This window comes from Streptomyces sp. SAI-127 (genome assembly GCF_029894425.1).
GTDB lineage: Bacteria > Actinomycetota > Actinomycetes > Streptomycetales > Streptomycetaceae > Streptomyces.
In genome coordinates this window covers 8,430,311-8,450,784 of sequence record NZ_JARXYJ010000001.1, presented here as the reverse complement: position 1 = coordinate 8,450,784, position 20,474 = coordinate 8,430,311, and the positions used below count along the sequence as shown (strand labels likewise).

At 71.8% G+C, this 20,474-nt stretch carries 18 protein-coding genes and 5 tRNA genes; 7 read left to right on the top strand and 16 right to left on the bottom strand.

What is annotated here, in order from left to right; genetic code table 11:
* Positions 1-59 precede the first annotated feature (59 nt).
* Positions 60-509, bottom strand: a complete 450-nt coding sequence (locus M2157_RS38860) for a hypothetical protein (protein ID WP_280868335.1) — start codon at positions 507-509, stop codon at positions 60-62.
* A gap of 225 nt (positions 510-734) precedes the next feature.
* Between M2157_RS38860 and M2157_RS38855 the strand changes: the two genes are divergently transcribed.
* Positions 735-1,256: a DsbA family protein gene (locus tag M2157_RS38855; protein WP_280856441.1), complete on the top strand. Its 522-nt coding sequence runs from the start codon at positions 735-737 to the stop codon at positions 1,254-1,256.
* Positions 1,257-1,263: 7 nt separating this feature from the next.
* Here M2157_RS38855 and M2157_RS38850 read toward each other — a convergent pair whose 3' ends face one another.
* Genes M2157_RS38850 through M2157_RS38840 form a run of 3 tightly spaced genes read right to left on the bottom strand, consistent with a single transcriptional unit; the run spans position 1,264 to position 4,002 of the window.
* Positions 1,264-2,091, bottom strand: a complete 828-nt coding sequence (locus M2157_RS38850) for a GNAT family N-acetyltransferase (RefSeq protein ID WP_280867525.1) — start codon at positions 2,089-2,091, stop codon at positions 1,264-1,266.
* A 49-nt stretch (positions 2,092-2,140) separates the two neighbouring features.
* Positions 2,141-2,962 (bottom strand): aminodeoxychorismate lyase, encoded by an 822-nt coding sequence (locus tag M2157_RS38845; RefSeq protein ID WP_280867524.1) that lies wholly within the window; start codon positions 2,960-2,962, stop codon positions 2,141-2,143.
* Positions 2,959-4,002 (bottom strand): chorismate-binding protein, encoded by a 1,044-nt coding sequence (locus M2157_RS38840; RefSeq protein WP_280856444.1) that lies wholly within the window; start codon positions 4,000-4,002, stop codon positions 2,959-2,961. Before M2157_RS38840 ends, M2157_RS38845 begins: the two co-directional genes overlap by 4 nt.
* A 178-nt stretch (positions 4,003-4,180) precedes the next feature.
* Here M2157_RS38840 and M2157_RS38835 point away from each other — a divergent pair.
* From M2157_RS38835 to M2157_RS38815, 5 genes are all read left to right on the top strand, one after another.
* Positions 4,181-4,253, top strand: a tRNA-Gly gene (locus tag M2157_RS38835).
* Between the two features lie 39 nt (positions 4,254-4,292).
* Positions 4,293-4,366: transfer RNA gene (locus M2157_RS38830), tRNA-Cys, on the top strand.
* A gap of 1 nt (position 4,367) precedes the next feature.
* A tRNA-Val gene (locus M2157_RS38825) sits at positions 4,368-4,439 on the top strand.
* A 34-nt stretch (positions 4,440-4,473) separates the two neighbouring features.
* A tRNA-Val gene (locus tag M2157_RS38820) sits at positions 4,474-4,545 on the top strand.
* Positions 4,546-4,576: 31 nt separating this feature from the next.
* Positions 4,577-4,648, top strand: a tRNA-Val gene (locus tag M2157_RS38815).
* Between the two features lie 48 nt (positions 4,649-4,696).
* Here the strand turns inward: M2157_RS38815 and M2157_RS38810 are convergent.
* The 4 genes from M2157_RS38810 to M2157_RS38795 all read right to left on the bottom strand — a co-directional run bounded on the left by M2157_RS38810 (position 4,697) and on the right by M2157_RS38795 (position 7,464).
* Positions 4,697-5,005, bottom strand: a complete 309-nt coding sequence (locus tag M2157_RS38810) for a zf-TFIIB domain-containing protein (RefSeq protein WP_280856445.1) — start codon at positions 5,003-5,005, stop codon at positions 4,697-4,699.
* Between the two features lie 80 nt (positions 5,006-5,085).
* Positions 5,086-6,024, bottom strand: a complete 939-nt coding sequence (locus tag M2157_RS38805; RefSeq protein ID WP_280867523.1) for an aminoglycoside phosphotransferase family protein — start codon at positions 6,022-6,024, stop codon at positions 5,086-5,088.
* Positions 6,025-6,809: 785 nt separating this feature from the next.
* Positions 6,810-6,992, bottom strand: a complete 183-nt coding sequence (locus M2157_RS38800) for a hypothetical protein (RefSeq protein ID WP_266526136.1) — start codon at positions 6,990-6,992, stop codon at positions 6,810-6,812.
* Positions 6,993-7,188: 196 nt separating this feature from the next.
* The gene (locus tag M2157_RS38795) at positions 7,189-7,464 is read right to left on the bottom strand and encodes a hypothetical protein (protein WP_007380750.1); all 276 of its coding nucleotides are present in this window, start codon (positions 7,462-7,464) and stop codon (positions 7,189-7,191) included.
* 196 nt (positions 7,465-7,660) lie between these two features.
* On the opposite strand from M2157_RS38795, the gene M2157_RS38790 reads away from it, so the two are divergent.
* On the top strand, positions 7,661-9,076 hold the full coding sequence (locus M2157_RS38790) for a serine/threonine-protein kinase (RefSeq protein WP_280868334.1): 1,416 nt from the start codon (positions 7,661-7,663) through the stop codon (positions 9,074-9,076).
* 61 nt (positions 9,077-9,137) lie between these two features.
* Here the strand turns inward: M2157_RS38790 and M2157_RS38785 are convergent, their stop codons facing one another.
* The 8 genes from M2157_RS38785 to M2157_RS38750 form a co-directional block, all read right to left on the bottom strand.
* Positions 9,138-9,956, bottom strand: coding sequence for an RNA methyltransferase (locus M2157_RS38785; protein WP_069761407.1), 819 nt, complete (start codon positions 9,954-9,956; stop codon positions 9,138-9,140).
* A gap of 64 nt (positions 9,957-10,020) precedes the next feature.
* On the bottom strand, positions 10,021-11,262 hold the full coding sequence (cobA, locus tag M2157_RS38780) for a uroporphyrinogen-III C-methyltransferase (protein ID WP_280867522.1): 1,242 nt from the start codon (positions 11,260-11,262) through the stop codon (positions 10,021-10,023).
* A 167-nt stretch (positions 11,263-11,429) separates the two neighbouring features.
* Entirely contained in the window at positions 11,430-15,263 is a 3,834-nt protein-coding gene (gene cobT, locus M2157_RS38775; RefSeq protein WP_280867521.1) for a nicotinate-nucleotide--dimethylbenzimidazole phosphoribosyltransferase, read from the bottom strand.
* A 377-nt stretch (positions 15,264-15,640) separates the two neighbouring features.
* Positions 15,641-16,852 (bottom strand): precorrin-6y C5,15-methyltransferase (decarboxylating) subunit CbiE, encoded by a 1,212-nt coding sequence (gene cbiE, locus M2157_RS38770; protein WP_266526142.1) that lies wholly within the window; start codon positions 16,850-16,852, stop codon positions 15,641-15,643.
* A 120-nt stretch (positions 16,853-16,972) separates the two neighbouring features.
* Positions 16,973-17,611, bottom strand: a complete 639-nt coding sequence (locus tag M2157_RS38765; protein ID WP_280856449.1) for a GNAT family N-acetyltransferase — start codon at positions 17,609-17,611, stop codon at positions 16,973-16,975.
* Between the two features lie 146 nt (positions 17,612-17,757).
* Positions 17,758-18,588, bottom strand: a complete 831-nt coding sequence (locus M2157_RS38760; protein ID WP_280856450.1) for a MetQ/NlpA family ABC transporter substrate-binding protein — start codon at positions 18,586-18,588, stop codon at positions 17,758-17,760.
* 67 nt (positions 18,589-18,655) lie between these two features.
* Entirely contained in the window at positions 18,656-19,381 is a 726-nt protein-coding gene (locus tag M2157_RS38755) for a methionine ABC transporter permease (protein WP_266526148.1), read from the bottom strand.
* Positions 19,378-20,409, bottom strand: a complete 1,032-nt coding sequence (locus M2157_RS38750) for an ATP-binding cassette domain-containing protein (RefSeq protein ID WP_280867520.1) — start codon at positions 20,407-20,409, stop codon at positions 19,378-19,380. Before M2157_RS38750 ends, M2157_RS38755 begins: the two co-directional genes overlap by 4 nt.
* Positions 20,410-20,474: the final 65 nt, after the last annotated feature.

The window sequence follows — 20,474 nt, the reverse complement described above, 5'->3', positions numbered from 1 at the left end:
TGATCGCTTACGGACGGGTACGGATCCCACTGCGAACGTTTCAGTTCACCACGCGACCGTCATATGCCGTGCTTCTTCAGGATGGCCTCGATGTCACTGAAGTCGTCCGCGGCGGACCCGGTGGCCCGGGGCTTGTCCGCGGGGCGGGTCGCCGGGGTGCGGACGGCCGGGCCGAGCGAGGGTGCCGAGGCCGCGGGAGCCACCGCCTCCTGCTGGGCGCCGCGGGCCGCCTTGCGCTCCTTGCGGGTGCCGCCGCGGCGGCGCTCCACCGCACGCGTGGTCGAGAACAGCACCCATGACAGGCCGAGCACGCCGAAGCCCGCCCAGGCCGTCGGGCTGAAGGCGGTGTCCGCGAGCCAGTCGACGACGCCGGTCATGACCAGGCCGAGCGGGAGTAGCGAGTAGGCGGCGATACGGGTGGCCGCGAGGAAACGCTTCCGGTACGCGGTGACCGCCGCGATGCCCAGGCCGGCCGCGGCGACGGCGGAACAGACGGTCTCGGCAATCATCCGGTCCTCCAGGCGGTGCTCGATCGGCAACGTGCCGCTTCGTCCCTATCCATCCTGCACCTCCCGACCCCCGCCGGGCCATGCTCCGGCAGGACATCAGGGACATCTCCGGGTCACCTCCTCCCGAGGTGCCGGTCAAGGTCGTACCGACGAAGCAGGCGGACGCCGTCGTGGACGACCGGGGCCGATTCGGAAGGGTGGCCCGGAGCTGGGAGACTGGTGCCCATGAGCGACCCCTCCCCCGCCCGTCCCGCCGTGCCCGTTCTCGATGTCTGGTGCGAGCTGCAGTGCCCGGACTGCCGTGGCGCGCTGGACGATGTCCGGGCCCTGCGTGCCCGTTACGGCGACCGGCTGGAGCTGCGGCTGCGGCACTTCCCGCTGGAGAAGCACAAGCACTCCTTCGCCGCCGCGCAGGCCGCCGAGGAGGCGCTGGAGCAGGGCAGGGGCTGGGAGTTCGTCGAGGCCGTGCTGGGGCGGGTGGCGGAGCTGGACCGTGCGGGAGAACCCTTCCTGGTCGAGGTCGCCCGTGAACTGGGGCTCGACGCCGAGGAGTTCGACACCGCGCTGATCGACGGCCGGCACATCCTGATCGTGGACGCCGACCAGGCCGAGGGCAAGGCGATCGGCGTGAGCGGGACCCCGACGTACGTCATCGACGGCGAGCGTCTCGACGGCGGCAAGAGCCAGGACGGGCTGCGCGAGCGGATCGAACAGATCGTGGACCGGCTGCTCGCCGGGCAGGAGTGAGCCGGCCTCAGAGCAGGCTCTTGTACATCGAGTAACCCACCGTCTCGTAGCCCAGCGACTCGTACAGCCCCTCTGCCGGTGTGTTGCCCGCGAAGACGTTGAGGGCCAGGACCGTTCTGCCGGAGGCGATCGCCTGGGCCTCGGCCAGCAGCATCAGCGAACGGCCGTGCCCACGGCCGCGGAAGGCCTCCTCGGTCTCGACGTCGTAGACGAACGCCTTGTCGCCGATGAACTCCACCCACAGGACGCCGACCCGGACCCCGTCGTGCTCCAGCACGCTGAACAGCGCGTTCTCGGTGGCGAGGCCGCGCTCCGTCAACCGTTCGTTGTCCCTCTCCGACCGCGCCCTCGCCTCGGTCTCGGGCACCCCGCGGTCGGCCCAGTCCCGGGTGTACTCCGCGATGCCGCGCTCCGCCCACAGCCCGAACTCGGCCTCCGTCATGGGTCTGCCGCGACTGCCCGCGGGCAGTTCGGGCGCGGTGGCGCCGAGCCGCTTCTCCATGCCGCGGTTGCGATGGACGTACCCGAGCATGGTGGCGAGCCGCAGCGCGGGCTCGGCGTCGGCGGGGACCCTGATCTCCAGCTGCCCGCAGCCCCAGCCCCGCGCCACCTCCTCGGCGGCGAGCGCGGCGACCGTGCCCCGGCCGCGCCGGCGGTCCGGTTCCTCGATCCGCAGATCGCGGATCTGGGCCACGGCCGGCCCGAAGGACGGATGGGTCGCGAGGTGTATCGCCCCGACGGGACGGCTGTTCACGCACACCGTGTAGTGGCGGGACAGCGCCCCGTCGGAGCCGCGCTGGAGCGGCTCGACCGGCCGCAGGGTGGTGGTCATCACCGGAGTTCTACCCGCTGCAGCGCGCCAGGTCAGCTCAATATCCCGGGCTTTACGGATCGAGGTCGTCCCCGGCCCGCTCCTCGAAGATCCGCAGGGCCTTCGCGGTCACCGGACCGGGCGCACCCGGCAGTTCGCGCCCATCTACGCGATGGACGGCCTGGACGTCCCGCAGAGTCGAGGTGAGGAAGACCTCGTCGGCCCGCTCCAGGACGTCGAGCGGCAGCTCGGTCTCCTTGGCTCCGGTCCATTGCACGGTCAACGCGCGCGTGATGCCCGCGAGACAGCCGGAGGCGAGCGGCGGGGTGTGGATCTCGCCGTCGAGCACGACGAAGACGTTCGACCCGGTGCCTTCGCACAGCTGTCCGACCGTGTTGGCGAACAGCGCCTCGGAAGCGCCGTCCGCACGCGCGCGTGCGAGTGCGACCACGTTCTCGGCGTACGAGGTGGTCTTGAGTCCGGTGAGAGCGCCGCGCTCGTTACGGGTCCACGGGACGGTGATCACGGCGGTGGAGTCGGGTCGCCGGGCGGACTCGCCGAGGGCGACCACGAGGGTCGGCCCGTGCTCTCCCCGGTCGGAGCCAAGTGGTCCATAGCCACCGGTGTAGGTGATGCGCAGCCGCCCGAGCGGCATGGGATTCGCTTCGAGTACGGCGGCACAGGCGCGGCGGACTTCGTCGTGATCGGGGTCGGGCAGCCCCAGGCCCCGCGCCGACAGCGTCAGCCGGTCGAGATGCCGGGTGAGGGCGAAGGGACGGCCGTCCACCGCCTTCAGCGTCTCGAAGATGCCGTCGCCCACGGTCAGCCCGTGATCGAAGACGGAGACGCGGGCGGTCTCGGTGTCCTGCAGTCCGCCGTCGAGCCAGATCTTCACGTAAAGGTCCCTCCACTCACCTCGTACGTCCCCGACGCTACCGTGAGCAGCCGGGACGCCTTCAGCTCGGTCTCCCGCCACTCCCCCTCGGGGTCGGACCCCCAGGTGATACCGGCGCCGGTACCGAAGCGCAGCACTCCTTCGGCACGGTCGATCCAGAAGGTACGGATGCCGACGGCCAGCTCCCCGGTACCCCGGTCGGCGTCGACCCAGCCGACGCCTCCGCAGTACGGCCCCCTGGGCGCGGTCTCCAGGGCGTCGATGATCCGCAGGGCGCTGGACTTGGGTGCGCCGGTGACCGAGCCGGGCGGGAAGGCGGCGTCGAGGAGTTCGGCCCAGCCGGCGCCCTCGCGCAGCTCGCCCCGCACGGTCGACACGAGGTGGACGAGACCGGGGTGCTTCTCCACGGCGCACAGGTCGGGAACGGTGACGCTGCCCGTGGCGCACACCCGCCCCAGATCATTGCGGACCAGGTCCACGATCATCACGTTCTCGGCGTAGTCCTTGGCCAGCAGGTCGTCCTCGGTCCGCCCGGTCCCCTTGATCGGCCCCGACTCCACGATCCGGCCCTCCCGGCGCAGGAACAGCTCGGGGGAGGCGGTGGCGATCTCGACCCCGTGTCCGGGCAGCCGGATCGTTCCTGCATAGGGCGCCGGGTTGCCGCGGGCCAGCAGCGCGGTCAGCGCGTCCACGTCGGCGCCGGGTGCGAGGGGCGCGGTCAGTACACGGCAGAGGTTGGCCTGGTAGACCTCGCCGGTGGCGATGTGCGCGCGGATCCGCCGGACACCCTCCATGTACGCCGTGCGGTCCAGCGATGACGTCCAGTCACCGGCCAGGGGCCCCGGCCACGCTCCGGTCCGCGGCGCGGGCACCGGCTCCAGGCGTACGTCGGCGAAGCGGGCGCAGGTCAGACCGCCCTCGAAGTCCGCGGCGACGGCCCAGAAGCCTGTGGAGTCCAGAGCGGCGGGATCGCTGGTGACATCGAGGAGACCGGTGGCGACGCGGTCACCGAAACGGGCGAGAGGAGCGAGGTCGAGCACGGTGTCGAGTCTATGGCGGGTGTCCTGCGGGTGACCCGGCCGTGTCCCTCAGACCACCCTGACCAGGTACGTCGACATGCGCACCGCAGCACGCTGCGCAAACGCGTTTTTGTACTGGCCCCGGAATCCGCTAGAGTTCAACTCGTCGCCGGGCCGCGAGAGCGGAACGAAACGACAAGCGGACGTAGCTCAGTTGGTAGAGCGCAACCTTGCCAAGGTTGAGGTCGCGAGTTCGAGCCTCGTCGTCCGCTCGATGGAAACAGGGGATCTTCCCGAGCCCCTGCACTCCTGGTGGAGTGGCCGAGAGGCGAGGCAACGGCCTGCAAAGCCGTCTACACGGGTTCAAATCCCGTCTCCACCTCCAAGGACGATTAGCTCAGCGGGAGAGCGCTTCCCTGACACGGAAGAGGTCACTGGTTCAATCCCAGTATCGTCCACTGGATCTTCGGCAGATCATCGAAGGTCTGACCCGCGCGATTAGCTCAGCGGGAGAGCGCTTCCCTGACACGGAAGAGGTCACTGGTTCAATCCCAGTATCGCGCACGCAGTGTTCACGATCTTGATCGTGGTTCCCGCGCGATTAGCTCAGCGGGAGAGCGCTTCCCTGACACGGAAGAGGTCACTGGTTCAATCCCAGTATCGCGCACACACCGAAGCCCCCGGCCCTGCGGCCGGGGGCTTCCTCGTTGCTCGGTCAGCTGGAGAACAGCATGTGGCCGAAGCCGCGGTTGCGGTGGCCGCCGTGATGCCCACCGTGGCCGCCGTAGTGACCGCCTCCGTGCTGCGGCGCGCCCCAGGCCGGTGCGCCGGGCTGGGCCGGGTACTGCGGAGCGGCCGGCGGTGGCGGAACGGCGGGGCCGCCGCCCCACTGGCCCTCCAGACGGGTCAGCGCCTCCAGCTCGCCGTAGTCGAGAAAGATCCCGCGGCAACCGCTGCACTGCTCGATCTGGACACCGTTGCGGTTGTAGGTGTGCATCGGTGCGTGACACTTCGGACACTGCATCGTCGGCTCAACTCCTCGCCCGTTGGTCCTGCTTCGCGTTACGCCAGGACAGACTCCGTCCGGCCCTGGTCGGTTGCACCCTACTTCGCGACACCGCCCGCCAACTGCGGCGGGGCAGAACCCATTCGGTCACAGGCGTCGACGACCGCCTGCTCCACGTCGTCCAGCGCACGGTCCGCCTGGGCCGCCTTGGCGATCGCCCGGGCCGCCGTCTGCACGGTGAGGGCACGGGCGGCGACGTCCAGGGCCGGCCACGGGTCGCCGTCGGCGGGGACGGCGGGGCCGCCTGCCGCTCGGTAGGCGCCGAGGAAGCGGGACCAGTCGTCGGGCGACAGCAGGCCGCAGGCGTACCAGGCGGCGGGGCGGGCGAGGTCCCAGGCGGGTTCCCCTACACCGAGATCGTCGACGTCGATGAGGTGCCAGGGGCCGTCGGGGGCGGGGTGGCGGACGAGTTGACCGAGGTGGAGGTCACCGTGGCAGAGGGTCGTCGTGTCGGACATGGGGGTCTCGGCGCGGGCCCAGGCCGGGAGGGTGCGCCAGGCGCGGAGGACGGGGACGGTGTGCCTTCGGTGGGGGGCGGCGAGGAGGCGGGCGACAGCGAGGGCGGCTTTGGCGGGGCCGCGCATGGGGGGCAGGCCGGGTGGGGCGGGGGTCCGGTGGAGCTGGGCGAGGAGGGTGGCGGCGGACTCCCAGGGGGCGGCGTCGGGGTTCTCGGGGTCCACGGGTTCGCCGTACGGCCAGAAGGTGACGAGTCTGCCGTGCAGGTCGACGGGGGTCCTGCCGAGTGGGGGCAGGAGTATGCCGGGGAGATGGGCGGCTGTGGCGAGGCGGGGGGTCAGGTCGGCGGGGGCGGTGTCGGGGGCGTGGGCCTTCGCGACGGTGTCCGCGTGCCGGACGACTGTGGCGTCGGGGCGGTCGGCGAGGGTTACCGCTCCGCAGGGGCACGCCGACTGCTCGCGGGAGTGAGCCTCGGTCCTGGCCCTGAGGGTCAACTCGGTGAGCAGGGGGTGGGTGGTCACGGGGCTCCCTGGGCGGCGGGTGGTCTGTTCGCGAGCGTAGCCGCTGCGCTGGGCTTGAGCTGGGCGCCTACGGGGGTGCCTCGCTGGGTCCTTGGGCGGGTGCGGGCAGCTGCGCTGGGCTTGGGCGGGGCGCCTGCGGGGGTGCCACGCCGGGTTCTTGCGCGGGTGCATGCCGGTGGGAGCTGGTCGCGCAATTCCCCGCGGGCAGCTGCACTGGGCTTGGACCGGGCGCCTACGGGAGTGCCACGCCGGGTCCCTACGCGGGTACAGGCCGGTGCGGGCTGGTCACGCAATCCCCCGCGAGCAGCTGCACTGAGCTTGGACCGGGCGCCTACGGGAGTGCCACGCCGGGTCCCTACGCGGGTACAGGCCGGTGCGGGCTGGTCACGCAATCCCCCGCGAGCAGCTGCACTGAGCTTGGACCGGGCGCCTACGGGAGTGCCACGCCGGGTCCCTACGCGGGTACAGGCCGGTGCGGGCTGGTCACGCAATCCCCCGCGGGCAGCTGCACTGGGCTTGGACCGGGCGCCTACGGGAGTGCCACGCCGGGTCCTTGCGCAAGTGCAGGCCGGTGGGGGCTGGTCGCGCAGTTGCCCGCGCCCCTGGGGAGTTGCAGTCATCCACGTCAAGACGGGCCGTTCGCCACCCCGGCCGCCGGGCAAAGCAATGCCGGCGCAGCTCCCCAGCTGCGCCGGCATTTTGCCGTCCGCCGCACCCCCGTCCCCACGGGGTTTCATGGGTTGATGTCCCCGCCCGGACCGCTCTTCCGGGCCTGGGGTCGCCGCTCAGCGCCCCAGCATCACTCCCACGGACGACGCCTGTGTGGCCACTGTCTCCCAGCCGTCGAAGACGACGAGGAGCAGGACCGCCAGAGGAAGGGCCATGAGCGTCGCCACCAGCGGGTGACGGCGGCCCGTACGGCGGGGTTTGGATGTGCGGGACAGTGTCCGCGGTGCCGTAAGAGCCATGGTCCCTCTCCTGACCGTTCTGTTGTCGTTGGCAGCGGCGGGTGTCTGACCTCGGGGGACGAGTGCTGCACCCGCCGCTTGACCTCAAATCTAGGCGTCAGGGGCTCTCCGCACGTCATGCCCTCGTACCGATTGCCGGGCCTCCCCGAGGATGAGCCGTGACCAGCGGAGTACTCCCGTGGGTGGAGACGGGGACCTAGGTCTCCGGGTCTTCCCGGAGGGGTCGTCCGGTCTGCCCGGCTTTCTCCGAGCTGTCCTCACGCGGCACCGGCTGCTCCACGAGAGCGAGCACCCGGGTCGCCATGAACCGGGCCGTCCGCACCACCGATCCGTTCCTCGTGACTTCGCTCACTTCCACGACGCCTCGTCGGACCGCCGTCTCCACCCGGCGGCCTGCCCTGCTCGCCACCACCTCGTATGTGCGCGTCGTGTCCCCTGCGTCCACGACTATCTCCACGCGATCACCCTTCACGGGTTCAATCCCCCTTCTGCGACAGGTGGTTGGGATCACACTGCCACCGAAGTCCGCCCGTCCTCCGGCTCCCTGACCACCCCTCAAGTCTCCCACCCGGCACTGACAATCCATCGGGACGAGAGGGCGCGGCCTCTGCGCGCGGCGGCCCGCGGAAACGTAAGCTGTGGCTCGTCACACGGACCGGGCAGCGGGGATGAACATGGCGATGATGCGCCTGAGGCGCGAGGACCCGCGCGTCGTCGGCTCGTTCAAGCTTCACAGACGGCTCGGCGCGGGCGGAATGGGCGTCGTCTACCTGGGCTCCGACCGCAAGGGGCAGCGGGTCGCACTGAAGGTCATCCGGCCCGATCTCGCGGAGGACCAGGAGTTCCGGTCGCGCTTCGCGCGCGAGGTCTCCGCCGCGCGACGGATCCGCGGCGGCTGCACCGCCCGGCTCGTGGCGGCGGACCTGGAAGCGGACCGTCCGTGGTTCGCCACCCAGTACGTCCCCGGCCCCTCCCTCCACGACAAGGTCGCCGACGAGGGGTCCCTGGGCGCGGCCGAGGTCGCCGCCATCGGGGCCGCCCTCTCGGAGGGGCTCGTCGCCGTGCACGAGGCGGGGGTGGTGCACCGTGACCTCAAGCCGTCGAACATCCTCCTGTCCCCCAAGGGCCCGCGGATCATCGACTTCGGTATCGCCTGGGCGACCGGGGCCTCCACCCTCACCCATGTCGGCACCGCCGTCGGCTCCCCCGGCTTCCTCGCGCCCGAGCAGGTGCGCGGCGCCGCGGTGACGCCGGCCACGGACGTGTTCTCCCTGGGCGCGACCCTGGCGTACGCCTCGATGGGCGACTCGCCCTTCGGGCACGGCAGTTCCGAGGTGATGCTGTACCGCGTGGTGCACGAGGAGGCGCAGCTGCACGGCGTGCCCGACGCGGTGGCCCCTCTCATCCGCGCCTGTCTGGCGAAGGACCCCGAGGAGCGGCCGAGCACCCTCCAACTGTCGCTGCGGCTCAAGGAGATCGCGGCCCGCGAGGGACAGGGCCTGCCGGATCTGCGGCCGCCCGCCCCGCGCGCGGGCGAGGCGGACCGGCCCACCGGACGCATCGCCGACACCTACCCGGAGCGGGCCGCCCAACGTCGCCCCCAGGGTCAGCCGGGCAGTCCCAGCTCCCAGGGCACCCCTCCGGCCCGCGGTTCCGGGCAGGCCCGGGGCCAGGCCCCCGCGCGCGGAGGGGTCCCGTCACGCGGCGGCAGCACCCCGCGCGGCAACGGCGTGCCCTCCTCCCGCCCGGGCCCCCGGTCCACCCCTGCCTCCTCGCGGAACACCACCCGGTCCGGCAGCGGAAGCCGCCCCGCGCCGCGCAACGGTACCGGTCGGCCCTCTCCCAGGAACAGCAAGACGGGACTGCGCCCCGCGAACCCGCGTCTCCTGCGTCAGCGGCTGTTCGTGTTCGTCGTCGTGACGCTGCTCGTGGCCCTGGGCATCGCCGCGGCTCAGGGCTGCCAGGGGCCGCCGCGCGGACTCGGCGGCGACAGCGGTGTCGTACGGGAACAGCGGCAGGGACAGGTGCACACGCCGCCGGCCCAGGAACCGCCGCTGCGGTCGGCCGGTGACGGGACGGACTGAGTCTTCGCCGGGATCGCCGTCACGGGAAAGCACCCCGGGCGGAGCCGGCCCGAGCTGCCGCTCAGCCCTGTGGGCGCCCCGTGGCCACGGCGTAGAAGGCGACCGCGGCCGCCGCGCCCACGTTGAGGGAGTCGACGCCGTGGGCCATCGGGATGCGGACCCATTCGTCGGCGGCGACCAGGGCCTGGGTGGTCAGTCCGTCGCCCTCGGCGCCGAGCATCAGCGCGACCCGGTCCATCCTGTGCGGGGCGGCCTCGTCCAGGGTCTTGGCCTTGGCGTCCGGGGTGAGGGCGAGGAGGGTGAAGCCGGCCTCGCGGACCGACTCCAGGCCCTTGGGCCAGGAGTCGAGGCGGGCGTAGGGGACGGAGAAGACCGCGCCCATCGAGACCTTGACGCTGCGGCGGTACAGAGGGTCGGCGCAGTCGGGCGACAGCAAGACCGCGTCCATGCCCAGTGCCGCCGCCGAGCGGAAGATCGCGCCGATGTTGGTGTGGTCGTTGACCGACTCCATGACCACCACCCGGCGGGCGGTCTGGAGCAACTCGGCCGCCGTGGGCAGGGGTTTGCGCTGCATGGAGGCGAGCGCGCCGCGGTGCACGTGGTAGCCGGTGACCTGTTCGGCGAGCTCCGGGCTGACGGCGTAGACCGGGGCCGGGAGTTCGTCGATGACGTCACGCATGACATCGACCCACTTCGCGGAGAGCAGCATGGAGCGCATCTCGTAGCCCGCGTCCTTCGCCCGGCGGATGACCTTCTCGCCCTCGGCGATGAACAGGCCCTCGGCCGGCTCGCGTTTGCGCCGCAGTTCGACGTCGGTCAGGCCCGTGTAGTCGTGCAGGCGCGGGTCGTCGGGGTCCTCGACGGTGATGAGATCGGCCACAGGGTGATACTGCCTTGTCCGGGGAGCGGTGCCAACGGCTGGGAACAGGTTGTGTTACCCCGGGTTACTCCGAGGGCTCCGACATCCGCGGTCCCACGGCGACGACCTCGCCTACGACGATGACGGCCGGAGGCTTCACGTCCTCGGCGACCACCACCTCACCGACCGTCGCCAGGGTGGCGTCGACCCGGCGCTGGGCGGCCGTCGTGCCCTCCTGGACCAGGGCGACCGGGGTGTCCGGCGACTTGCCGTGGGCCACCAGGGTCTCGGCGATCCGGCCGATCTTGTCGACGCCCATGAGGATCACGAGGGTGCCGGTGAGCTTGGCGAGGGACGCCCAGTCGACGAGGGATCGCTCGTCGTCGGGGGCGACATGGCCGCTGACCACGGTGAACTCGTGGGCGACCCCGCGGTGGGTGACCGGGATGCCGGCCGCGCCCGGGACCGAGATCGAGCTGGAGATGCCGGGGACGACGGTGCAGGGGATGCCGGCCTCGGCGAGGGCGTGCAGTTCCTCCATGCCCCGGCCGAAGACATAGGGGTCCCCGCCCTTCAGCCGTACGACCGACCTGCCCTGCTTGGCGTGCTCGATCAGGGCGTTGTTGATGGCCTCCTGGGCCATGAAACGGCCGTACGGGATCTTCGCCGCGTCGATGACCTCCACGTGCGGCGGGAGCTCGGCGAGGAGGTCGCGGGGGCCTAGGCGGTCGGCGATGACGACGTCGGCCTCGGCGAGGAGGCGGCGGCCCCGGACCGTGATCAGGTCCGGGTCGCCGGGACCGCCGCCGACGAGGGCGACGCCGGGGGTGCGGGTGCGGTGGTGCGGGGCGACGAGGGTGCCGTCGCGGAGGCCCTCGACCACCGCGTCCCGGATGGCCGCGGTGTGGCGGGGGTCCCGGCCCTTGGCGTTCGTCGTGAGCACGGCGACCGTGACGCCCTCGCTGTGGCCCGTCGCCGGGGTCCAGGCGGTGGCGGCGTCGGCGTCGTCGGAACGGACGCACCAGACGCGGTGGCGCTCCGCTTCGGCTGAGGCCCGCGCGTTCGCTTCCGTGTCGCCGGTGGCGATCAGGGCGTACCAGGCGTCTTCCAGGTCGCCTTCCTGGTAAGGCCGCCGGGCCCAGGTGATCTCGCCCGCGTCCGCCATCGCCTCTACGGAGGGGGTCGCCGAGGGGGATACCAGGAGGATGTCCGCGCCCGCTGCGATCAGGGCCGGGAGGCGGCGCTGGGCCACCTGGCCGCCGCCGAGGACGACGACCTTGCGGCCGGTGAGGCGGAGGCCTACGGGGTAGGCGGGGTTTTCGGCCATGAGGGTGCGGCTCCTCTTTACGGCGGTGCAGTGGCCCTGACGTGCGGATTTTACGGGGTGCGCGGGGCGGGCGGCTCAGGTGTCCGTTGGCTGGGCGTCGTTGCCGGGCGCGGACCCACGTGCGAGGGGGACCCGGGGACCTGGTCCCCGGGTCCCCCTCGCAGCGCCTACTTCTCGGTCACCCCTGCGGAATCGAAGGTCGCCACCTCATGCATCGCCCGCGCCGTGCTCTGGACCAGGGGGAGGGCCAGCAGGGCGCCCGTGCCCTCGCCGAGGCGGAGGTCGAGGTCGACCAGGGGGCGCAGGCCGAGCTTGTTCAGGGCGGCCACGTGGCCGGGTTCCGCGCTGCGGTGGCCCGCGATGCAGGCCGCGAGGACCTCCGGGGCGATCGCGCGGGCCACCAGGGCGGCGGCGCCCGCACTGACGCCGTCCAGGATGACCGGCGTGCGGAGGGAGGCGCCGCCCAGCAGCAGGCCCACCATGGCCGCGTGTTCGAAGCCGCCGATGGCCGCCAGGACGCCGATCGGGTCCGCGGGGTCCGGCTGGTGGAGTTCGATCGCGCGGCGGACGACCTCGGTCTTGCGGGCCAGGGTCTCGTCGTTGATGCCGGTGCCGCGACCGGTCACGTCGGCGGGGTCGGTTCCCGTGAAGACCGAGATCAGGGCGGCGGACGCGGTGGTGTTCGCGATGCCCATCTCGCCCGTGAGGAGGGCCTTGTTGCCGGCGGCCACCAGGTCACGCGCGGTCTCGATGCCGACCTCGATGGCCTGCTTGGCCTCCTCGCGGGTCATCGCAAGGCCGGTGGTCATGTCGGACGTGCCGGCACGGACCTTGCGGGGCAACAGGCCTGGCGTGGCCGGGAGTTCGGACGCCACGCCGACGTCCACCACACACACCTCGGCGCCCACCTGAGCGGCGAAGGCGTTGCAGACCGCGCCGCCACCGAGGAAGTTGGCGACCATCTGGGCCGTCACCTCCTGCGGCCAGGGGGTGACGCCCTGGGCGTGCACGCCGTGGTCACCGGCGAAGATCGCGACAGCCGCGGGCTCCGGAATGGGCGGCGGGCACTGCCGCGAAAGCCCGGACAGCTGGGCGGAGATGATCTCCAGCATGCCGAGCGCGCCGGCCGGCTTGGTCATCCGCTTCTGCCGCTCCCAGGCCTCGCCGAGCGCCTTGGCGTCCAGCGGGCGGATCTGGGCGACGGTCTCGCCGAGCAGGTCGTGCGGCTCCTCGCCGGGCAGGGCGCGGCGGCCGTACGTCTCCTCGTGCACGACCCACGACAGCGGGCGGCGCTTGGACCAGCCGGCCTGCATCAGCTCGGGCTCGTCCGGGAACTCGTCGACGTACCCGACGCACAGGTAGGCGATGACCTCCAGGTGCTCGGGGAGCCCCAGCGCTCGGACCATCTCGCGCTCGTCGAAGAAGCTGACCCAGCCGACGCCGAGGCCCTCGGCGCGGGCCGCGAGCCAGAGGTTCTCCACGGCGAGCGCGGCGGAGTACGGGGCCATCTGCGGCTGGGTGTGCCGGCCGAGGGTGTGGCGGCCGCCGCGGGTCGGGTCGGCGGTGACGACGATGTTCACCGGGGTCTCGAGGATGGCCTCGATCTTCAGTTCCTTGAACTGCTTGGCCCGGCCCTTGGGCAGCGACTTGGCGTACGCGTCACGCTGGCGCTGGGCCAGGTCCTGCATCGCGGCGCGCGTCTCGGCGGAGCGGATGACGACGAAGTCCCAGGGCTGCGAGTGGCCGACGGAGGGCGCGGTGTGGGCGGCCTCCAGGACTCGGAGCAGCACCTCGTGCGGGATGGGGTCGCCGCGGAAGCCGTTGCGGATGTCGCGGCGCTCACGCATGACCTTGAGGACGGCCTCGCGCTCGGCGTCGTCGTAGGCGGGGGCGGCGGGGCCCGTGGACTGTCGAACTTCTTCCACGGCGGCCGTGCTCACTTCTTCCTGGACTTCCTGGACTTCGTGGTCTTCCTGATCGGCCGCCCGGGTGTCCAGGTCGTCCGCCTGCTGTGCGGGTTCGGGGTCGCCGACCGCCTCACGCGGGGCCGGGACCACGGGTTGCTGTGCGTCGTCCGTGGGGAGCGACAGGGGGTGCGGCGGGGTCGGCGCGAGGTGCGGGGTGGTCGGCACCGAACCGTCCACCGGCACGAACTCGCCCAAGGGCTCGCCCGTTCGGGGCTCCAAGGGGACTTGGGCGGGCAGCACGGCGGGGGCCTCGGCAGCGGCGGGGTACGCGAACTGGGTCTGCGCATCGGCGAGTTCCGCCGCGAGCGGCTGGGCTGCCGGCGTCTGCGGGCCCTGCGGCGCCTGGTCCGGGGCGGCCGGGAAGCCCTCCTGCGCGACCGGGTCCGACGGCTGGAGCTCGTCGGCCGGAGCCGCCGGCTCCATCGCCTGTACGTCGATGTCGGCCACGTCCGCCGCGAGGGGCTCCGGCGCTTCCTGGGCGGAGGTGTCGGCCGGCCCTCCGACGGGGCCCTGCGGGGCGGGCTGGACGGGGTCCGGGGCCGGGACGAGGTGAGGAGCCTGCGGGACCTCGGCGGGCAGAGCGGCCGGGACGGGTTCCTGGGTCCACTCCGGCGCCGGTGCCGCCTGTTCGGCGGGCGCCGCCTCCTCGACGGCGAGCGGCTCGGGAATCTCGGCCGCGGGGTCGTCCTCCGCGGGCGGGGAGGGGACTTCGTCGGGTGCGGTGACGGCATCCATCGGCTGCGGGACCTGCTCGGCCTCCACGGGTGCCTGGAGCACTACGTCTTCACCGACGAGGGGTGCGGCTTCCTCCAGTACGGCCTCGACTTCCGGAGCTACGACAGCTTCCTGGGAAGCGTCCGCCTCCTGAGCCGTGCCGGTTTCGGCGTCCTCGGCAGTCACCGCTTCCGAAGCGACCGCTTCCTGAACGGCGACGGCCTCCGGCTCGGCCACTACTTCCTCGGCGACCGGCGTGGTGGCGTCGGCGTCAGCCGCAGCAGCGGACGCCTCCACGACAGGCACGGGCACGGGCACCGGCTCGGCTTCAGCGGCGTCGACCGCGTCCGCCACGGCCACCGCGTCCTCCGTGGCACCGACGACGAGGCCATTGGCCAGCGCCTGCTCGGCCTCGGCACCGGCATCCTGGACCGCCTCGGCCACCGGCCCGTCGGCCAGGACCTGTTCCGCGGGCATCTCCGCACTGGCAGGAGCGAGCTGAACGCCGTCAGGCAGAGAGCCGTCTGCCGGCAGCTGCCCCTCGCCCCCGTCGGGCTGAACTCCGTCAGCACCGGAACCGTCGGCCAGGACCTGACCCGCCTCGGCGACCGGGGTCTGCACGGGCTCCGGCGCGTACACGGCCTCAGGGGCCTCAGGGGCCTCCACGGCATCCGGCGCCGGGGTCTCGGGAACCTCGTACCCCACGGCCTCCGCCTCGGAAGCAAGAGGGGGCACCGCGGCCTGGGCGGAGCCCACCGGCTCCTGGGCCGGAACAACCGTTTCGGCAGCCGGGGCCACCGTGCTCACCGGCGTCTGGACGGCGGCCTGGGCCGGGGCGCCCCACGGGACCGCGCCCTGCGGCTGCGGCACGTCGAAGTACTCGGGGCCGGGCATGGCCGCGGCCGGCTGCCGTACCGGTGCGCCCGCGGGGCCGCGGTCGGCGAGGGAGCGGACCGGGCTCGCGGAGGCGTCGGGGATCGGCGGACCGAGGTGCAGCGGCCGACGGGGCGTGATGGGCGGGATCGGCGTCGAGGGAGCCTGCTGCTGGGGCGTGCGGACGGCACTCAGATCGTGCGCTCCGCTGTCGCGGCCGGACATCTCGTGCGGGCCCGGCTCGTGGACGGTCTCGACGACCGGCTCCGGAGCGGGCGGGGCGACCTCGTTGCCCCACGGGCTCTGGGCGCCCGGCAGCAACAACAGGTCTTCGTCCTCGGCGGTGGTCTCGGAGAGGTAGGTGTACGCACCAGGGACGCCCGGCTGTTCCACCGTGCCTGCGTTCTCCGCCAGCCCGTCGCCCGGGACCTGGCCGGTGTCGGTCATGCGTACCCCTCGCCCATCGGTTAGTGCTTCTACGACCAGCTCGCCGGGGACGGCGCACCGACCGCCCCCGCAGTGAAGAACGAGCGTGCGTGCCCAGCGGCACGAACGGCCCGCCGAGAAAGACGACAAAGCCATTAACTGGCATTGTCCCGGCCGTTCCTCCGTCGCGACAGGTTGATCCGCGACAGCCCGCTGTGGACTGCGCCACGTTGCGCGTCCTCCGGTTCTGCCGTACCACACCCACCCCAAAACGGGCGCGCTTTCCGGACATTGACGAACGAATGCCGGTCGGCCAGGAGCGGTACAACAGTCGGCCAGCCTACCGCGCGCAGTACGACAACCGGATCACGGGGACGGCGAAGCAACGACCGGCGGCGTCAGGCCGTACGGTCCGGGAGAACCCCGCTGAGCAGGAACGCGACACTCCGTTCCGTCTCCGTCCAGGCCCGGGTGTCGAGTTCGACGGACTGGAGGAGGGCGCACTCGACGCGGTAGCCGTGTTCGGTGAGGTCCCGGCCGACGAGTTCGGCCTCGTCACGGGTGGCCGCGTGGGCGACGATGCGCTGCGGGCGCCGGTCGGCGACCGCGGAGACCACGGCCACTCCCCCGCCACCGACGCGGACGACGTCCGGTTCGGGCAGGTTCTCCAGGACGTGCGGGGCGGTGCCGGGGACGATCTGGACCTGGAGTCCGAAGGCGCGGGCGTTGGCCTCGGTGCGCTCGCAGGCCCTGAGATCGCGGTCGACGGCGATGACGGCCGCCCCGGCCCGGGCCGCCTCGATGGCGAAGGCGCCGCTGCCGCAGCCGATGTCCCACACGAGGTCGCCGACGCGCGGTCCCAGCCGGGCGAGTTGGGCCGCGCGGAGCGGCTCCAGTTCGCCTTCGCCCATGAGGCCGCCGTAGGACTCGGCGGGCAGGGTCCAGCCGCGCGGCGCGGCGGACGGGTCGCGCCCTGCGATCCATCCGCCGCCTTCCGTCACGGCGGCCGTGCCGCCGATGACGATGACGAGGTTGGGGTCGCGCCAGGTGTGGTCGGCGGCCTTGTCGGAGGTGACGACGGTGACCTGTTCGCGGTCGGTGCCGAGCTCCTCGCAGATGACGAAGGTGCGGTGGACGCCCTCCATCAGCAGGCCGAGCTCGGCGGGTCCGGCGCCGGGCGAGGTGAGGACGGCGACCTTGGTGTGGGCTCGGCACACGTTCACCGCGCGTCGCAGGGTGCGCCGGTGGGCGACGACCACCTGGGCGTCGTCCCAGGGCATACCGGCTCGCGCGAAGGCGGCGGCGACCGAGGAGACGCCGGGGACGACCTCGACCTCCAGGCCGAACTCGGGTGCGCGCAGCGTCCGTACGACTCCGAAGAACCCGGGATCGCCGTCGGCGAGCACGACCGCGGTGCCGCGGTGGCCGGTGATGCGGCGGGCGGCGAGGGCGACGCTGCCGAGGCGGATGCGCTCGGCGGCGGGCGGCACCTCGGGAAGTGCCAGATGGTGGGCGGCACCCGCGACCAGCGTGGCGGCGCCGAGGGCGGAGCGTGCCGCGGCGGTCAGCGGCGAGCCGTCCCAGCCGATCACCGTGACCCGGTCGGCCATCGTCTCTCAGTCTCCAGGGGGGTGTGCGCAGGCCGTCGTCGGTGGGCAGCCCGCGGGCTGCTCCGTGAGGGTACCCGCTGCGCCTCGGAAGCGCTTTCGCCGGCCTGAGCGCGAATCCGGTCAGTTCCAGTCGGAGTACGTCGTGAAGCCGTCCGAGTCGGCCAGCTGATCGCCCGCTCCGTCGAGGTCCTCGGGCAGCAGGCTCCACACGATGAAGTCGGTGCGGACGTCGCTCCAGGTGCCGTCCTCGGCGCGGACGTGCGCTATGCAGGCGTTTCTCAGGACGCCCTCGCTGATACAGCCGATCTTCTGGGCGACCTGCTGGGAGGCGGTGTTGTCGGCCGCCGTGCGCAGCTCGATCCGCTCGAACTTCTGGTCGGTGAACAGCCAGTGGGCGGTGGCGAGCGCGGCCTCGGAGGCGTAGCCCTCGCCGCGGGCCCACGGGGCGATGATGTACGACAACTCCGTGGAGCGCACGTGCCAGTTGGTCTTGGCGAGCTGGACGATGCCGACCAGGCGCTGGGTGAGGAATTCGGTGACGGCGAAGTCGAGTCCGCGGCCGGCCTCCCGCTCGGACGGCGCGTACTGCGTGATCCAGCCGCGCGCCTGTTCCTCGCTGTAGGGCTGGGGCACGTCGGTCCAGGCTCCGACCTGCTCGTCGTTCATCATCTCGGCCAGTGCGGGCACGTCGTCCTCGTCGAGAGGGCGCAGCACCAACCGCTCCGTGCTGATGGAGATGTTGGGGAAGGTGCCAGTCATGCGCCACTCCGTAACCGTCGGAAAACCTGCAGGGCCTGCTGAACTGCCCAGCATGCAGCATGAAAGCACCGAACCGCATCACGGGGCCCACACCTGGTGACGGAGTGGACCCCGTGCGTGGCGATACGTCGTATACGCGCCGGTGATCAGAAGGAGGCGAGGACGGAACCGGCGTACTTGTCCTCGATGAACTTCTTGACCTCGGCGGAGGTGAGCAGCTCGGCGAGCTTCTTCACGCGCGGGTCGTCCTCGTTGCCGTCCTTCACCGCGAGGAAGTTGCCGTACGGATTCTCCTTGGCGGACTCCAGCACGAGGGCGTCCGATGCGGGCTTGAGGTCGGCCTCGATGGCGTAGTTGCCGTTGACGACGGCCGCGTCGACGTCGTCCAGGGAGCGCGGGGTCTGGGCCGCCTCCAGCTCCTTGAACGTGAGGTTCTTCGGGTTCTTCGCGATGTCGGAGGGGGTCGCCTCGTTGCCGACGCCGTCCTTGAGCGTGATGATCCCGTTGGCGTCGAGCAGCTTGAGGGCACGGGCCTCGTTCACGCTGTCGTTGGGGACGGCGATCGTCGCACCGCTCTTCAGGGCGTCGGCGCTCTTGACCTTGTGGGAGTAGAGGCCGAGCGGCTCCAGGTGGACCGTGACGACGGGCACGATGTGGGTGCCGCGCTTCTTGTTGAAGTCGTCGAGGTACGGCTGGTTCTGGAAGTAGTTGGCGCCGACCGAGCCGTCCTCCGTCGCCGTGTTCGGGGTCACGTAGTCCGTGAACTCCTTGACCTCGAGGTCGAGGCCCGCCTTCTTCGCCAGGTTCTCCTTGACGTAGTTCAGGATCTCGGCGTGCGGGGTGGGGCTCGCGGCGACGACCAGCGGTCCGCTGGTGTCGGAGGCGGAGTCCGCACCGGACGAACCGCAGGCGCTGAGCCCGAAGGTGAGGGCTCCGGCGGCGAGGACGGCGGTGGAGAGCTTTGTGGCGTTACGCACGAAAAGTGCCTTTCCTTTTGGGTGCAGCGAACCCCGCGTACGGGTGCACGGGGAAATCGGGGGTGTCTCAGACGGTCTTGGTGTCCGCCGTGGAGGCCTTCAGCAGCCGCAGCTTCGGCGCCGGGCCGGAGCGTCCGCCGCGACTGTGCAGCGAGCGGGCGGCGTAGTCGCCGGCGAACTGGATGAGCGAGATGACGACGGCGAGGATCGCGACGGTGATCCACATGAGCTGGGTCTCGAAGCGCTGGTAGCCGTAGCGGATGGCGATGTCGCCGAGGCCGCCGGCACCGACCGTGCCGGCCATCGCGGAGTAGCCGATCAGGGCGACGACCGTGGTCGTGGTGCTGGCGATCAGCGAGGGCAGCGCCTCTGGTACGAGGACCTTGCGGACGATCGTCCAGGTGTTGCCGCCCATCGACTGCACGGCCTCCACGAGCCCGCCGTCCACTTCGCGGACAGCCGTCTCGACGAGGCGCGCGAAGAAGGGGATCGCTCCGATGGCGAGCGGCACGATGGCTGCCTCGCGGCCGATGGTCGTCCCGGTGATCGAGCGGGTGAAGCCCATCAGCGCGACCATCAGGATGATGAACGGCATCGAGCGGGCGACGTTCACGACCTGCCCGATGACCTTGTTCGCGACGACGTTCTGGAGGAGTCCGCCGCGGTCGGTGAGGACGAGGAGGACACCGAGCGGAAGGCCGCCCACGACGGCGATGAGCGTGGACCAGCCGACCATGTAGAGGGTGTCCCAACACGCCTGCTCCAGCAGGGGCTGCATCTCGGACCAGGTCACTCGACACCTTCCTTCACCAGCTGGGGCGCGCCGACGACGTCGATCTGAAGTCCCTGTTCGCGCAGGAAGCCGACCGGCACGACGTTGTCCTCGTAGCGGCCGGGCAGTTCGATCCGCATCCGGCCGACCTGGAGGCCGCCGACGGTGTCGATGGCGGCGCCGAGGATCGATATGTCGATGTTGTAGGTGCGGGAGAGCTGGGAGATGACCGGCTGGGTGGCGGCCTCGCCATGGAAGGTGACGTCGATGACGGTCCGGTCCTCGCCGGTGGCCTCGCCGCCGACGGGGAAGAGCGCGGAGGCCAGCTCGGAGCCGGGGGTCGCGAGCAACTCGCCGACCGTGCCGGACTCGACGATGCGGCCGTTCTCCATCAGGGCGGCCGAGTCGCAGACCGACTTCACGACGTCCATCTCGTGGGTGATGAGCAGGACGGTGAGGCCCAACTGCCGGTTCAGGTCGCGCAGCAGCTGGAGGATCGAGCGGGTGGTCTCCGGGTCGAGGGCGCTGGTGGCCTCGTCGGACAGAAGCACCTTGGGATCGCCGGCCAGGGCACGGGCGATGCCTACGCGCTGCTTCTGGCCGCCGGAGAGCTGGGCCGGGTAGGCGCCCGCCCTGTCGGCGAGTCCGACGAGGTCCAGCAGCTCAAGTGCCTTGCGGGAGCGCTCCTTGCCGGACTTGCCGAGGATCTCCAGCGGCAGCTCGACGTTGTCCTGGACCGTCCGGGTGGACAGCAGGTTGAAGTGCTGGAAGACCATGCCGATACGGCTGCGCGCCTGCCGCAGCTCCCTGCCGGCACGGGGTCCGCGGCCCGCGAGGGCGGTGAGGTCCTGTCCGGCGACGGTCACCGTGCCGGCGGTGGGGCGCTCCAGCAGGTTGACGCAGCGGATGAGCGAGGACTTGCCGGCGCCGGACTGGCCGATGACGCCGTACACCTCGCCTTCGCGGACATGGAGATCGACGCCGTCGAGGGCGGTGATCTCTCGCCCGCGTGAGCGGTAGACCTTCGTGAGGCCTGTTGTCGTGATCACTGGGGTTTCCGTCACTGTCGAGTACGCGGGCGTGGGTGTGCCCCGGTACGGGAGAGAAGTCGTGC